Origin of the sequence: Leptospira bouyouniensis, assembly GCF_004769525.1 — a bacterium.
GTDB classification, from domain to species: domain Bacteria; phylum Spirochaetota; class Leptospiria; order Leptospirales; family Leptospiraceae; genus Leptospira_A; species Leptospira_A bouyouniensis.
In genome coordinates this window covers 1-14,642 of sequence record NZ_RQFT01000016.1, presented here as the reverse complement: position 1 = coordinate 14,642, position 14,642 = coordinate 1, and the positions used below count along the sequence as shown (strand labels likewise).

The window sequence follows — 14,642 nt, the reverse complement described above, 5'->3', positions numbered from 1 at the left end:
GCGAGTGACAGGAGGACAATTTGCCGTAGGCCGAGCGAGGCCTTGTGCCGAAGCGTAGCGGTAAGTCGCTGTTATGCGTCGTGATTATCATTTATAATATATAAACTTTTCTAAAATATCATTAAATTTTAAATATCCAAAAATGATTCCAGTAATAGCTCCGCCAATGCAGAGAGATAGGATCTCTTTTTGGTTAGTTTCTAAGCAAATGATAGAAATAGATATTAACCATATGATAGAATACATTTTAGGATTTACAAATATAGTAATTATTGGCGGAAGCCATTGAAGTCTATTTTTGAAAAATATAGTAAATGTATCGAGAGAAAAGTAAGCAGAATACAAGGCAATTAAACTAGATACAGCTGGAAGGTTTCCCGATAAGGATTGAATTTTAATTTGCCTGGAAATAAAAAGGAATCCGAGGTACTGAGACAAAAATATCATCGCAATAAATTCTACTGGTTTAAAAATTTTTCTTAATAAATAAGTAAATGTTAGAAAAAAGAAAGATGTATATAATAGATTTAGAAAGCTCGTATGATAGAAAAAGCCTTTTAATGGTAAATACCTATAACTCCTACGATTTCCTCCGCTTCTGCTTATCAAAGATTGGAAAGAATCGATAGGATTTTGAGAGTTTAGTAGAAATATAAGCAAGGTTGCTATAATCAAAATAGAAGCAATAGTTATGATATTGTAAATATTGAAAGAACTGGATTTGATGAGAATTTTTCGATTTCTATCATTTATTTTTGTTTGAATGCTTTTAATAAGTTCTTTCTCAAAATTTTGATTCAATTCAAATTTTTTATTAGAATTTAGACTTGGGTCGAGGTAGCCTCCGATTTTCTCTTTTAATGTTAAGAAATATTTTTCTTCATAATCAAGCCATAGACATTCACAGTTGTTGCAGTAATCTAAAATTAGATTATTTTCATTGAAAGGGTAAGAAAACTGAAGAAATGGCTTATTACAATTACTACATTTAAGATTAAGTCTATTCGCAGTATTATTTTTAATTTCATCGATTTTTAAGTATAATGAATTGAATTTAATTCTATCTAATTGTTTTGTATTTATAAAAATTCCATCACAACTCATACAATGGTGAGTTTTCATTTCTGAATTTTTTAATAAGTGTAAATTATTTAGGCATCGTGGGCATTTCATATTATATCCATTCTAATCATGACGCATAACGAACTAGGCTTACCGACGTTTCGTGTAGCTGAGCCTCCGGAGGAGGCGTTAGCGGCACACGGAATGTGCCTTTAGGCCGAGCGAGGTCGCAAGTGCCGAAGCGAAGCGGTAAGTCGCTGTTATGCGTAGTCCTGCTACCATACATTAAGTCCAGTTCCAAAACGGATATTGACTTCATTAATTGACCATCTGATAGTTTGGCCACCGCCGCTCCCAAAGAAACTGTTTGCATTATAAACTGCATCCGACTTGTTGAATTGTAGATCGCTCAAAATATAGAAATTGTCAGATAGAAAATATCTGGAACCTATTGAAATACCATATTGTAGAATAGTAGGTTGAGAATTAGATTTATTTCCATATCCTCCATGAATTCTAACATATGGGTCAAAATTTGATGATTTTAGAAAATGATAAGAAACATTAATTGAAGCAGTATTTAGAATCAGGAAATTTCGAATGTCAATTTGTAGGTAAGGAGAAAGAATTTCTAAATTAGTTCTATCTTGAATGGATAAAGCTCGTTCTGGATACAAGTTACTGAGTACATTTAAAATTAAATTTCCTTCAAATTTATCAATAGAAAGATTTTCTAAATTGTATTTATTTTGATTTAAACTAAATCCCAATCCGAAATTAGATTTAAAGACATATTCAAATAGAATTGAATAATTTTCACCAGATAATTTAGGTTTTTCAGCATTTCTAAAAGCATAAGTACTGTATAAATATTCATTTTCAGTACCATAAGTTCTAACAAAATAGCCCAAGGTGTCTACAGTCCCTTTTCTATTGGAATAAAGCTCACCAGAAACGTTATTTGGGTTAGTGTGTGGAAAGGAAATCGGCTTTCCGTAGATCGCCTCAAGAAATAGTCCGTATCTATTTGTATCTCCAACAATTCCTGAGAAAGGGATGATAGTTGAAACTAGTAGAATTAAAAATTTTTTATTCATTTTTTCCTTTATTAAAATTTTTTGCAGGATTACGCATAACGAACTAGACTTACCGAAGTTTCCCGACCCTGAGTCCCGGAACGGGACGTTAGGGACTGGCATGTAGCTTGCGTAAGCAAGGCGAATGCCAGAAGGGGAATTTGGCGCAGCCCGAGCGAGGGCGAAGTCCCGAAGCGTAGCGGTAAGTCGCTGTTATGCGAAGTGTTTTTTTTTAAGTTTATAGTTTTAATAAATCATTTAAAAGAGATTTCAGTATATTTTCTTTTATTATTTCTTTGTCATTTAAATCTTGAAATGGTAAAGCTAAAATTAAGATCGTTTGTCGGATCGTTAAATAAGTTTCGTTGTATTCAAAGGTTTTAACAATTTCACCGTTGTTTTTTTTAACAATGGCAGTTAAATGAATATTCTCATTGTTATAAGTAGGTATAAATAAAAGTGAAATTACGGAAATAGATACAGTAGCGAAGTAATGGGGACTCTCTTTATCTTTCCAATACAGATCGATTACAAAATCCGAACTTTTCAAATTATTTGCGTCTCCGTTGATTTGTGAAATCATGTTTGATTTTGCAAATATGATATTGAGGAGTTCATAATTTTCTCTTAAATACTTGCAATTTATAAGATCTTCGGGATAGCAACCTTGCATCAAAATAGTAAGATTAAGTTTCTTTAAATTTGATTTTTGTGATATTGACTGAGTTTCATTATTTCGTAAAACTAGACAGTTTGTAATAAATATTAAATATAAGAAAAAATAGAATTTATAGATTTTTTTCAATTTTATTAACCAACTTTATTATATTTATTCGTTAACTTCTGCAATATCTTGTAAAAGTAAATCAATCATATTAGATTTTATTGTTTCGTTTTTATCTTCATTGTTAAACCACCATTTGTATGCCAGAAATAGATGTCGAACTTCTAGAAAAGATTCTGAAAACTCGATAGTTTTTAAAATTCTACCAGTATTACTTTTTATGATGGCAACTAAGGTTATTTTATAATTTCTATATGTCGGTATTAGTCCTATTGAAAAAACAGATACCATTTCAGTTAAGATATCATGAAAACTCCGGATATTTTCTTTCCAGTAAAAATCAATAATATAATCTGATTTTTTCAAATCCTTTGAGCTACCGTTAATATCAGAAATCATACTAGATTTAATCAAATGTTTAATTAAAAGAGCATAATTTTTTGTTGAATAGTTGCACGGAGTTAAATCATCGGGAAAACATCCATTTAAAGTTAAAGTAATACCTATTTTATTGGAATCTATAAGGTTTTTTAAGCTTGGTTCATTTATCTTATTATTTCGTATAATTATACATTCACTTAAAATAAATAAACTACAAATAAGAATTATATAAATCGGCAATTTCAATTTCATGATTTTGATTTAATCTTTTTTTCCAAAATTTTTTTAAAACATTTCGCATAACGAACTAGACTTACCGAAGTTCCCCGACCCTGAGTCCCGGAAGGGACGTTAGGGACTGGCATGTAGCTTGCGAACGCAAGGCGAATGCCAGAAGGGGAATTTGGCGTAGCCCGAGCGAGGCCTTGTGCCGAAGCGTAGCGGTAAGTCGCTGTTATACGACGGTTTTAAAGATATGGAACTTTGAATTGGGTAATTTCAGTATCAATTTTTATTTCTACTGTTGGTTTCAATGACTTGAATATGTCTTGTACATGTTCAAGAACATCATTTTTTATTTGAAGTGTAATTTTTTTTAAATTATCCATTTCACTAATTATTTCTATATCAATATCCTTGTTATAATCTGGGAAAGAATATCCAATAATAAATAGTTCCTTTGCATTTTTGGCAAATTCTTTTGCGATTATAACTCCATTTTCCGCCATTGCATTTTTCTCCCAAGCGAATGTGAAAATAGGTTGAGTCGACTTCGTATTGTAACTATATTGATAGTAAACAGATAGACCATTGATTACACTATTTTTATCGAATGTTTTAAAGGTATTAGTAAGTAACGAGTAGACTTCCCCTGTTGAAATTAGAAGACCTGCGGAACCGTTTAATTTAATAATCGAAGTATTTTCAGAATTTAATGAATTCGAGTCATATCTGCCTGTTTTTGGGTAGATACCCCATTTTTCGAAAACTGGGACATTTAAATCAATTTGGCTAATTGATTCTAAGGCTTTTTCAATTTGAATGTCATAATTCCAGCTTATAACCTTGAAATTCCTTTTTAAGAATGGTATTCCTTCCTCTCTATCGCGTTCGGTAATTTTTGTGAGCCAGTGTTCGTATCTATGATCAAGAGAAGAATATTGAGTATCTGATATTGTTTGTTCTAGTAGAATATAACAAGCTAATGTAGCTTTCAATATTCTTAATTCCTTTAATTTGTTTGCATCCCATAACTTTCGAGCGAACGTGTCTATGGAATTTCTTCCTGACATCTCAATTAGCCAATCAATGTTATTTAGAAATTCATCTCTAATTTCTATTAATGTTCTTTCTATTCCACTATCTTTAGGAAAAGTTTGATTTTCTAAATTAACAGAATTAATCAAATAGCCTTTAAAAGCAGACATTCTATTTGATAGAGCACCTACCACTGGTATTGAATTTGCACTAGATCCTGCGCCTAAATAATATAAAATGTAATCTTTCATATAGTTTTTTAAAACTGTCGTATAACGAACTAGTGGAGACGACGTTTCTCGTAGCTGAGCCTCTGAAGGAGGCGTTAGCGTCGGCACGTCTTCTTGCGTAGCGAGAAGCGTGACGGAGAGAAATGTGCCGCAGGCCAAGCGAGGCCGCAAGTGCCGAAGCGCAGCGTTTCCACGCTGTTATACGCAGTTTTAATATTTATAAGTAATAGATGCGAAGGTGGAACCGAAATATTCATACTTAGCAGTATATTCAATATTTGATCTAATTAAAATCGTAGAAAAAGAATCACTAGTGATGATTTGACTTCTATTTTGAACAACTTTTGCAGATTGATCAATAAAACCTAAAGATAATAGGATGGAGTCAGTTAATTCGTAACCAATTAAAAGTTTTGTTTCTGTAGCATAGTATTTAGTGAATGGATTGTCTTTAATATGGGCAAATTCAAAATTTCTAGCTGAAGTAACAATTGAGTGGTTAATTTCGGTAAAACCACTTAGGATAGAATATCTGTAACCTGCTGATATATAGAGGCCATAGAATCTTGGAGATTCAAGTAGCAGTCCAGCCGTTAATCCATTTAAATTTTGGGAAAAATTATAGTTATAAAATGCAAATCTCCCATCGCTCAAATCACTTTGTAGTCTTTGTATTCCGAGGTTAAAAATTATTCTATTTTCAATAAGATGGTAATTTAAGAATAAGTTCTGTTCTGATCTATAATAAGTACCAAGATTTCCTCTGCTAATTTGATCTGTATAAGGATTTATTCTATCAAAAGAGGAATTGGTCTTTTTATACTCAAAAAAGTTTCCTTCAATACTAAACTTAGAATCACCTATAAATCTAACAAATCCGAACGTGTTATATTGGATAGAAGGTATTTCATATGCGAAGGATATCGGAAAAAGACTGTTATACATATTAAATTCATTCGGTGCAGCATATCCGTTATTTCTTCTGATATAAATTTGGTTTGCTCTTCTTTCTTTGGCATTATTTTCAACTTCTTCCGAATTAATACTGAGGCTTGAGATTGCTAATATAATTAGAGTTAATATTTTTCTTTTTTTCATAAATTTTATTAAAATTGCGTATAACGAATTAGACTTACCGACGTTCCTCGTAGCTGAGCCTTCGGAGAAGGCGTTAGCGTCGGCGCGGCTTCTTGCAACGCAAGAAGCGTGACGGAGAGGAATGTGGCGTAGCCCTAGCGAGGGCGTCAGTCCCGAAGCGCAGCGGTAAGTCGTTGTTATCTGCTGTGCCGCGTCTAAATAAACCGAGCGAAGCCACGGAGGGCGGAGCCGGATAAGTATTACCAGTAAAATTGTGTATTAAACTCTGATAGAAAACTATCTGGTCACTTGTTAAATCACTTGCTTCAACTTTTATATTCAGTAATATACTTACACGAACTTCATATTCGCATTAATCCATATTTTTCCTAGTAGGGTTTTTTCTTTTTAATTTACTTACAACAGGCTAGGTTTTTAAATCGATAACGAGAGTCCGAACAGAAATTGCTGAGAAGTATTAATGAAGTATATAGAATCCGTCTGCAAAACATACGTGTGGATGTAATCTAGCCGTATCCGAGAATAAATATATATAGGATTTGAGCTCATTTACGTCTTTTTACCTCAGTATACTTTTTCTTAAGAAATCGATTTTCTTTCGTATAAGAGGCTCTTTTATAGTTTTCGATATTAAAACCTAGTTTATTTGTTTGTTCGATCGCTTCTAGTATGTCTCTATTTAATGTTAGTATGTATTGAAAATCATTTAAATTATTTTTTTCTTGATTATGCAGAAAAATTAAACTTTTTTCAAGAGAATCTTGATCTATATCAAATATATTGTCATGAACCAAAAATTTAGGGTGTCGTTTTGATGTTTGTTCATTAAATAGTAATGCAATATCATAAATAAGAACTTTGACTCGATCCGTACTATGGCTTCCATCATCATCGGTTCTAAGATCAAAATACAAAAAATCTTTGACATTTGCTTTATTAACGGTCTGTATTTCAAAATGGGCCTTTCGATTGTCCATTATTCTCTCGTGAACTAGTAAGATTGTTTGCTCAAAACTCTTTATAACTTCTTGCTTTTCCAGGATTTTATCTCGAAATTCATGTAATTTATTATTTTTTAGTATCTTTAACTCTTCTTTCTCGTTTTCGGCTATATCGAATCGATTAATCAAAGCTTTTAAATTATTAAGTTCTTCATTTTTATTATTAAAAATATTTAAAGAAGTTTTTAAGTCTTTTAATAGTTCTCCTTTTTCGATCAAGGAAAGCTTTTCAGTGTAGCTTTCATCTAGAACTCTTAGCTCTGAATTCAAAGTAAATAGCCCTTCTTTAAGAATTGCTAGACGCTCACCAACCAAATAATTTCTAAAACCATCTATCTTATTCTTAAAAACTTTAACTTCTTCAATTGATTTGGAAACAATATCTCCTAGTCCTTCTTTGAAATTATTAAATAAAATCTTGATTTCTTGTTCGCTTATATCTTCCGGAATTGGCAATGATTCAATTTGCTTAATTTCAAATTGAGTTGCTTTCTGTATTGTTCTCAGTTCGGAAACCTTAGTTTCAAGTGCGATAATTTCTGTTTGAATTAAATCGTATGAATCTTTGTTTCTCAATTTTTCAATTGAATTGTTTATTGATGCTACTTCATGGTCTAATTCATTTAACCTTGCCTTTGCTTCGCTAATTTTAATTTGTTGATTATTGGTTAAAAGTTTTTTGGTTTCAGATGCGTATTTTGTTTTCTTTTCAAGTGAGTCAATTATTTTTCGAATTTCTGAATATAGATCTAAATTCAATCCTAAAAAGAATAAATGTGGTTTGTAATCTCTTGGAATATTCTTATCAGTATCGTAACATTTTATTATATCTTTAAATTCGGATTTTTCATCTCGAATAATTGGAGCTAAAAGATTTCTTAAACTAATCTTGACCTTGTAGTCTAGAAATCCTTCAAAATACAGATTTCCAAGATATTCAGATGCATCTTCTAAACTATCGAATGTCTTCTCTAAATCATTTATCAATATCGCTACTTTATCAGGATCTCCAATATTTCGAATTATTGTTAAGTGATGACTATGAATATACAGTTCTAATTTAATATTCGTAGATGGATCAATTAGTTCGGTAGGTATGTTTAATACCCTGCTATCACTTGCCTTTTTTAATAGGCAGTAGTTTAAAAATTCTATCGAGATAGATTTTCCAACTCCATTTGTTTTATTGCTGCTTTCTGACTTTTCCCCGAGAATCAAGTTCAATCCAGACTTGAAAATGATCGGATTAAATATTTCAGGATCGCTAAATAGTTTTATTAATTTAATCATTTATAATCCGAATATAAGGTTCTTCAAAATCTATGATTCCGACTGAATACAAAAACATAAGTCCAAATAATATTTGGCGATAATGTGTTATGTTTTCTTTTTTTAATTCTTTCGAAATATCAAATATAGATATGCGCTGTTTGTTGCTGTTGTGAAACATCTTAAGAATTCGCGAAGCTACGAACACAGAAGAGGTCTTAATTTTTTCATCCTTTGAAATTAGCATATTCAGCGTCTATCCTCCGAAAAGATATTGCAACCAATTACTTCATTCAAAAGATAAAATCTAATAGCGCTCACATCCGCTTTTATCGCATTTAAATTTACTTTATCTTCAAAAAAATCGGTAAGTGTATCCAATGCTAATATCGGATTATTGGAAGCCTCCGCTAGATGCCGATTGCTTATGTATATTAGAAAACTTGATATCTTTTCCGCCCGCACTCCATCCAATCCGAACATGTTTCTAGATTCAGTTATTGAGTTTAGATAAATTGGGTATAAACGCATGTACTCATCTTTAAATTCAGTGGCATGTTCACGAAAGCGATTGTTTATTTTTTGATTTGGATCGCATTCGTAATCCTTGTCGATCTTCTTATAGTTTGCATCATTGCTTAGATATTCCAATAGTTTCATGATAGTTTCGACTTCATTTGATTCACATTTTGACCTAGGTATATTTACCTCTTTTTCCAGAAAATCCGCAATTTTGCTTATTTCATCAATCGACTTATTGCTTATTTCTATTAACAACCGGGGGACGTCTATTATGTCCTTTGTATGATCAAACTTATATTTCCCATCGAATGTGAAATCCGATCTATAATCTTTCGCATCTTTGGATATTAAGATGATCTTTAATGAAAAGTCTTCAAATTCTTTATCGGATAGAAATCCATCAATTGATTCCTTTAATTTTGTACTATCATTTTGTGCTGTTACTTGGTATGCAACTTTCCTGTGTTTATTAATTAAATCGATATGGGCTGCATTTTTCTTATGAGCATTGGTGTTTTCTAAATTAGTGCCGAATACTAATCCAAATAAGTCTTTATAGAAATTCTCTGCGTGAATATTTAAATCTGTTAAATTTAATGAATTTTTATTTGTTATTAGAAACTGTAAAAAAGTCAATGTGGATGAGATCCGGTTGATCATTTCTTCTCTGTTAATCATTTTATTATACCTAAAAAAATCCTAAATAGCCTGCCACGGATGGCAGGCGCAAAAAAAAAGCGTGCGGCATTGCAGATAACGAACTAGACTTACCGAAGTTCCCCGCCCCTGAGTCCCAACGGGACGTTAGGGACTGGCATGTAGCTTGCGAAAGCAAGGCGAATGCCAGAAGGGGAATTTGGCGCAGCCCGAGCGAGGGCTCGTCCCGAAGCGTAGCGGTAAGTCGCTGTTATGCGCCGTACGGCGATCATAGCTAAGACTTGTCTCTGGGGCGGCTAAGAATCTGAATGGCTTGTTTTGCTTTATTCAGCAAATCGAGCCTGTCCTCCAGAGTTTCAAGCTCCTTGCCTCGAAGGCATTCGTCTAACCAAACTGAAAAATAGGGCGCCATCAAATTATCAATGTGCTCAAATCCCTCCCCAGGATTTTTAGCTGATAGGCTCGATTTCCATAACTGTCGCTTAGGTATTTCATTGGTTTTCCACGAAATATTATAGATGAATCCGAATCTTCGCGTTTCTAGGTTTTCTTTTAAGAGTTGCACGTGGGGCGCAACAATGGCGTAAAACGTCTCATAAAAAGTGCTGTCATTATGCTTTGAAATTTCAAAGTCAAGTATTGGAGGCCCTATCGAAATACTGCCTTCTTTGTGATTTGAGAAGTCCTGCATCTGGTAATCATCGTCAAATGCGATTGTAATTTCCGAGATGTCTTTCGTTACAGCAATATATTCAGACAACTTCGCAGTGGAGTACAGTTGTATAGAGAAATTTAAGCGATCAACTATACCGTACATTAGCGGCAGATCCAAAGACAATAACCAAGGTATTGCATCTTTGGAATATTGAACGGTTGAAATGCTTTTGGATTTAAGCTGAAGGTAAAAAGAGTTTCCAGCTGTATAGTTTCGGTTATCAAGATTTTTTAACAATGTAACTATTGCGTCAATCCCAACATCTTCGGTTCGAGGAACTTGAGAAATTACAGTGTATGGCTTCAGGAGATATAGGCCGAATTCTTCACCTAAATCTCCAGATCGTAAGTTCTTGCTCTTGTTTGCGGGCATAATTATATTGAACGAGTAATCTAGCTGTATGGCGCATAACGAACTAGACTTACCGAAGTTCCCCGCCCCTGAGTCCCGGAAACGGGACGTTAGGGACTGGCATGTAGCTTGCGTAAGCAAGGCGAATGCCAGAAGGGGAATTTGCCGTAGGCCGAGCGAGGCCTTGTGCCGAAGCGTAGCGGTAAGTCGCAGTTATACGACGTCTGAAACTAAGCCGAAAGTTTTCTGTTTTTAATTGATATTTCTAAATCTAACGCATGACATACTTTTAAAAAAGTAGATAAATTGCAATTTACTCCATTTTCAATTTTCGATAATTGCTGCTGTGTGACATGTGCTTTTTTCGCTAGATCAGATTGGGATAGTCCTTTTTTTTCTCTCAAAGATTGCAGTTCAATAGAGATATTAACAAGTTCTTTCTCTTCTTCAAATTTTTCCTTAAAAGATTTACTTTTTAACTTATTATCTAAATGATTCTTTAACGATCTCATAAATTTAACTCCTTTAAGATTTTTTCTGTATATTTTTGTAAGAAAGATTCTCTTCTTTTAATGGCTTTATTAATTTCTGCTTTAGGAACTTTATCCGTATTTTTAATAAATTGATTCGTAAGTATTATATAATCTTTATAACAAAAGAAATATAGAATTCTAATTTGTGATCCTGAAAGTTTAATTCTTAATTCATGAATTCCGTCAATTAACAGGTCAGCGTATGGTCTAGGGAGATTTGGCCCTAACTCTGCCAGTTTATCTAACCAAGCGAATATTTTTGCCTGATTCCTTTCATCCTTAGAATTGATAAAAATCTCTATTTCGGAGGGTTGATTCTCTTTTTCAGTAAAATAAAGAATTTTCCATTTCGTTGACACAGTTCACATTACATCATAAATGACGTAATGTCAATCCTTATTTATGATGCAGAATATATTTTTTCAGATGTCGTATAACGAACTAGACTTACCGAAGTTCCCCGACCCTGAGTCCCTGCGGGACGTTAGGGACTGGCATGTAGCTTGCGAATGCAAGGCGAATGCCAGAAGGGGAATTTGCCGCAGGCCGAGCGAGGCCTTGTGCCGAAGCGTAGCGGTAAGTCGCTGTTATTTGCAGTGTGACTAATTATCATTGAGTTCGGATTCGAAAATTTTATTGTTTTGGATTTCTAAATTCCATATTTTAAATTTATCAATTAGGTTTAGATTATACATAGAATTAGTTTTATCTAGTGCTTGATTTTTAATTAAGTTTAATAAAATTAGAATTTCTTTTCCTAAGAACGAAGCCATACCATAATAGATTAGTTTATTTTGATGGCGTGATTTTTCAGATATGAAATTATTTTTAAAGTTTAAACTAGTAAATGACGTATGTATAAAATTAGAAAAGTGTGAATACCAAAACGAAGCCAAAATGCTAAGGTTAGCTTTTGAGTTAGGAAATAAAAAGCCATTGTGAAATTTCGCCCAATTACCCTTTTTAATTGCAATTTTAGATTCTCTCGATATTTTTTGGTATTCAACATTTGATTTTATTAATGAATAAATTTTTTCTAAGTTTTCATCTTGAATTTTTTCCTGCTTAAAATTTATTAATTGCTTCTTCGAACTTTTGATGTCGCAATATTTCCAAATGTTAAATCTAAATTGAGTGATGTTTATGTTATTATTTAGATTTTCGAAAATAAAAAAAATTTTTAATTTAATTTCTAGCATAATTCTTAGAATTGCAGCGATAGAATTATCATCAAGAGTAAGTTTATTTCCGTAAATTTGAGTTTTAAAATTTCCGATTAAATTAATTGTATTGTAGCTTAAATAAAATTTAAATACCAATTCTCTTAAATGATTTTCAATTTCATCCTCTAGTTCAATTTCACTATATATTTCCATAAAAAATGTGAATGTAGTTTTAATTTCTAAATATTCATTGTGGAAATAATCTAATAAGTCATCTAAATTATTTGGATTTTCAGTTAGAGATGTAATGAATTCATCCAATTCTTTTTTAGATTTAATGAATATATTTACTTTGTTCATTTATATTTATTAGCTATTGATTTGTCACATTGCAAATAACGAACTAGGCTTACCGACGTAGGCTGACCCTGAGTCCCGGAACGGGACGTTAGGGACTGGCACGCAGCTTGCGTATGCAAGCGAGTGACAGAAAGCCTATGTGTCGCAGACCGAGCGAGGGCTAGTCCCGAAGCGAAGCGGTAAGCCGCTGTTATACGCCGTAGTCATAGTATAATGAATATATTTTTAGTTAAAATTATCAGAAAGGAATGATAACTATTATCAAGAATATTTTATTTAGTTAAATAGTTCCATTTTGCAAAAATTTATCTTTTCATTAATTAAAGAATAGTTAACTTTTCTCAAAGAGTCATTTAAATCATTTAGAAAAGGAGAATTCTCTTCAAGAACAAATTTTGATAAAAATTCATTTGAAAATGTATTCGCAATTACTTTTTTTTGGCAATAAGCAAGTTCATTTCCAGATCTATCAAAGATAGAAAATCTCAAAAATATCTTCAATCCAACTCCGTTAAAAGATGTTCTACCTTGTAAGATTTTACCTTGTTCAATCATGTAGATTATGGTAGGAAGATATTTTTCTTTAGAATCGCCGTTTAATTTGTATCTTAGATCAATGGATACATTGTAATATTGATCTAAGATATTGGAATGTTGAAATCCAGTTTCATCTAGTTTTTTAAAAAGCGTCGAATCGTATGTTGCAATCATTTTAAATTCTTCTTGCAAATCATTAATAACAATATTTTGGTCACTAGCTTCAATGTAAGGTAAAAATCTGAATCGAAAATTAAATACTTTTACATTCAAATTTAATTTATAATCCGATTTTTCTATTCTTGTCATTTCATTTTTTGAGAGATTTATATGCCTATCCTTACGGTTTTCATACTCACGTTCACTGTTAATACAATGAATTAATAGATATAGAAAAAGGATAAGTTTTTTAAAATCTTTTGATTTGTTCATGATTTAATTTATTTTTGACTATGGCGTATAACGAACTAGACTAACCGACGTAGGCTGGCCCTGAGTCCCAACGGGACGTTAGGGACTGGCACGACACTTGCGAAGGCAAGGGGAGTGCCAGAAGCCTATGTGGCGCAGCCCAAGCGAGGGCTCGTCCCGAAGCGAAGCGGTTAGTTGCTGTTATGCGAAGTATCGAATGTAATCTGTAACAAAAGCTTATTTGTGATATTTTTGTTTTTGTAAAATATTTGAATTTAATTTAAGCTTCATTATTTGTATTCTTTGAGTTCAAATTCATACTCAGATGCTATGTAATCTAATTCAAGTAAGAATATTTTATATTTTTTCCCCTTATAATTATAATTCCAACTATATCCTGCGCTTATGTTTTTTATTGTGAAAGGATAATCGTTTGGAGGTGATAAAGTTATAGTCCCTTCTCTTGAATAATTTATATATGTAACACAAAAGCTTATATTTGTTTTAGGATCTAAATATGCGACTCCAACTTTCTTTCTTTTTTTTACAGAATATTCTGAGTCTTTAATATCAGTATTTTCATTGTTTATTTTATTTTCCTGCGTTTCTCGTTTGAAATTATAAATTTGGTCAGATAATTCTTTGTTTTTGTTAATTAAAAACGGTATAGCATTTGGGATTTCATTTAATAGACGCCTTAAATAATCATTTTCCTTTCTGATGCTATCTGATTCTCGTTCCAGAAATGAAATTTTAGATTGAAGAATTTCAACTTTCTGTTGATCAATAATAAAGTAAGTTGCAGAAATTGACGATGCTGCGATTAAAAGAGTATAAGCAATTATGCTTTTCGTTTGATTGTGTTCAAACCAATTATTCATGTTTTAATTTCCTTATTATTCTATTTTTCGATATTTCGCATAACGAACTAGACTTACCGAAGTTCCCCGACCCTGAGTCCCGACGGGACGTTAGGGACTGGCATGTAGCTTGCGAACGCAAGGCGAATGCCAGGAGGACAATTTGCCGTAGGCCGAGCGAGGGCTAGTCCCGAAGCGAAGCGGTAAGTCGCTGTTATACGCTGTGGTTTTTGTTACGATAATTTAAGTTTTGTTCCTAAGGCAAAGTATAGTTATTTAACTAAAATAAAGTTAATTATTTTAAATTTTATTCATTTAGATCAATTTAGCTATTTAAGTTAAATTAAACATTTTGTTATATAATTTAAATTGAGC

14 protein-coding genes are annotated in these 14,642 nt (G+C 32.4%); all 14 read right to left on the bottom strand.

The genetic code is table 11. The annotated features are described in order from the left end of the window. Positions 1-87 precede the first annotated feature (87 nt). Positions 88-1,173 carry a TFIIB-type zinc ribbon-containing protein gene (locus EHQ43_RS18605; RefSeq protein ID WP_135772007.1) on the bottom strand — a complete coding sequence of 362 codons (1,086 nt, stop codon included), beginning with the start codon at positions 1,171-1,173 and terminating at the stop codon, positions 88-90. 164 nt (positions 1,174-1,337) lie between these two features. Next, positions 1,338-2,159 (bottom strand): hypothetical protein, encoded by an 822-nt coding sequence (locus EHQ43_RS18600; RefSeq protein WP_167481832.1) that lies wholly within the window; start codon positions 2,157-2,159, stop codon positions 1,338-1,340. Positions 2,160-2,376: 217 nt separating this feature from the next. Continuing rightward, positions 2,377-2,721, bottom strand: coding sequence for a hypothetical protein (locus tag EHQ43_RS18595; RefSeq protein WP_208731151.1), 345 nt, complete (start codon positions 2,719-2,721; stop codon positions 2,377-2,379). Positions 2,722-2,967: 246 nt separating this feature from the next. Then, positions 2,968-3,555 (bottom strand): hypothetical protein, encoded by a 588-nt coding sequence (locus EHQ43_RS18590; RefSeq protein WP_135772004.1) that lies wholly within the window; start codon positions 3,553-3,555, stop codon positions 2,968-2,970. Between the two features lie 215 nt (positions 3,556-3,770). Further along, positions 3,771-4,811 (bottom strand): hypothetical protein, encoded by a 1,041-nt coding sequence (locus EHQ43_RS18585; RefSeq protein ID WP_135772003.1) that lies wholly within the window; start codon positions 4,809-4,811, stop codon positions 3,771-3,773. A 189-nt stretch (positions 4,812-5,000) separates the two neighbouring features. Further along, entirely contained in the window at positions 5,001-5,888 is an 888-nt protein-coding gene (locus EHQ43_RS18580) for an LA_2444/LA_4059 family outer membrane protein (protein WP_135772002.1), read from the bottom strand. A gap of 545 nt (positions 5,889-6,433) precedes the next feature. Next, positions 6,434-8,179: a DUF2326 domain-containing protein gene (locus EHQ43_RS18575; protein ID WP_135772001.1), complete on the bottom strand. Its 1,746-nt coding sequence runs from the start codon at positions 8,177-8,179 to the stop codon at positions 6,434-6,436. Positions 8,180-8,407: 228 nt separating this feature from the next. Then, positions 8,408-9,358, bottom strand: a complete 951-nt coding sequence (locus EHQ43_RS18565; protein WP_135772000.1) for an SMEK domain-containing protein — start codon at positions 9,356-9,358, stop codon at positions 8,408-8,410. A 253-nt stretch (positions 9,359-9,611) separates the two neighbouring features. Then, positions 9,612-10,424 (bottom strand): hypothetical protein, encoded by an 813-nt coding sequence (locus EHQ43_RS18560; protein WP_135771999.1) that lies wholly within the window; start codon positions 10,422-10,424, stop codon positions 9,612-9,614. A 209-nt stretch (positions 10,425-10,633) separates the two neighbouring features. Further along, complete coding sequence (locus EHQ43_RS18555; protein WP_015679786.1) at positions 10,634-10,915, bottom strand: helix-turn-helix domain-containing protein; 282 nt, start codon at positions 10,913-10,915, stop codon at positions 10,634-10,636. Then, the gene (locus EHQ43_RS18550; protein ID WP_135771998.1) at positions 10,912-11,295 is read right to left on the bottom strand and encodes a type II toxin-antitoxin system RelE/ParE family toxin; all 384 of its coding nucleotides are present in this window, start codon (positions 11,293-11,295) and stop codon (positions 10,912-10,914) included. Before EHQ43_RS18550 ends, EHQ43_RS18555 begins: the two co-directional genes overlap by 4 nt. Before the next feature lie 243 nt (positions 11,296-11,538). Continuing rightward, complete coding sequence (locus tag EHQ43_RS18545) at positions 11,539-12,459, bottom strand: hypothetical protein (RefSeq protein WP_135771997.1); 921 nt, start codon at positions 12,457-12,459, stop codon at positions 11,539-11,541. A 276-nt stretch (positions 12,460-12,735) separates the two neighbouring features. After that, positions 12,736-13,428: a hypothetical protein gene (locus EHQ43_RS18540; protein ID WP_135771996.1), complete on the bottom strand. Its 693-nt coding sequence runs from the start codon at positions 13,426-13,428 to the stop codon at positions 12,736-12,738. Positions 13,429-13,697: 269 nt separating this feature from the next. Continuing rightward, a complete protein-coding gene (locus tag EHQ43_RS18535) occupies positions 13,698-14,288 on the bottom strand; it encodes a hypothetical protein (protein WP_135771995.1) in 591 nt (196 codons plus the stop codon). Between the last annotated feature and the right edge of the window lie 354 nt (positions 14,289-14,642).

Bases quoted from the DNA above. Each gene is read 5' to 3' on its own strand.
- EHQ43_RS18605 (WP_135772007.1), bottom strand. From the start codon at position 1,173: ATGAAATGCCCACGATGCCTAAATAATTTACACTTATTAAAAAATTCA.
- EHQ43_RS18600 (WP_167481832.1), bottom strand. From the start codon at position 2,159: ATGAATAAAAAATTTTTAATTCTACTAGTTTCAACTATCATCCCTTTC.
- EHQ43_RS18595 (WP_208731151.1), bottom strand. From the start codon at position 2,721: ATGATTTCACAAATCAACGGAGACGCAAATAATTTGAAAAGTTCGGAT.
- EHQ43_RS18590 (WP_135772004.1), bottom strand. From the start codon at position 3,555: ATGAAATTGAAATTGCCGATTTATATAATTCTTATTTGTAGTTTATTT.
- EHQ43_RS18585 (WP_135772003.1), bottom strand. From the start codon at position 4,811: ATGAAAGATTACATTTTATATTATTTAGGCGCAGGATCTAGTGCAAAT.
- EHQ43_RS18580 (WP_135772002.1), bottom strand. From the start codon at position 5,888: ATGAAAAAAAGAAAAATATTAACTCTAATTATATTAGCAATCTCAAGC.
- EHQ43_RS18575 (WP_135772001.1), bottom strand. From the start codon at position 8,179: ATGATTAAATTAATAAAACTATTTAGCGATCCTGAAATATTTAATCCG.
- EHQ43_RS18565 (WP_135772000.1), bottom strand. From the start codon at position 9,358: ATGATTAACAGAGAAGAAATGATCAACCGGATCTCATCCACATTGACT.
- EHQ43_RS18560 (WP_135771999.1), bottom strand. From the start codon at position 10,424: ATGCCCGCAAACAAGAGCAAGAACTTACGATCTGGAGATTTAGGTGAA.
- EHQ43_RS18555 (WP_015679786.1), bottom strand. From the start codon at position 10,915: ATGAGATCGTTAAAGAATCATTTAGATAATAAGTTAAAAAGTAAATCT.
- EHQ43_RS18545 (WP_135771997.1), bottom strand. From the start codon at position 12,459: ATGAACAAAGTAAATATATTCATTAAATCTAAAAAAGAATTGGATGAA.
- EHQ43_RS18540 (WP_135771996.1), bottom strand. From the start codon at position 13,428: ATGAACAAATCAAAAGATTTTAAAAAACTTATCCTTTTTCTATATCTA.
- EHQ43_RS18535 (WP_135771995.1), bottom strand. From the start codon at position 14,288: ATGAATAATTGGTTTGAACACAATCAAACGAAAAGCATAATTGCTTAT.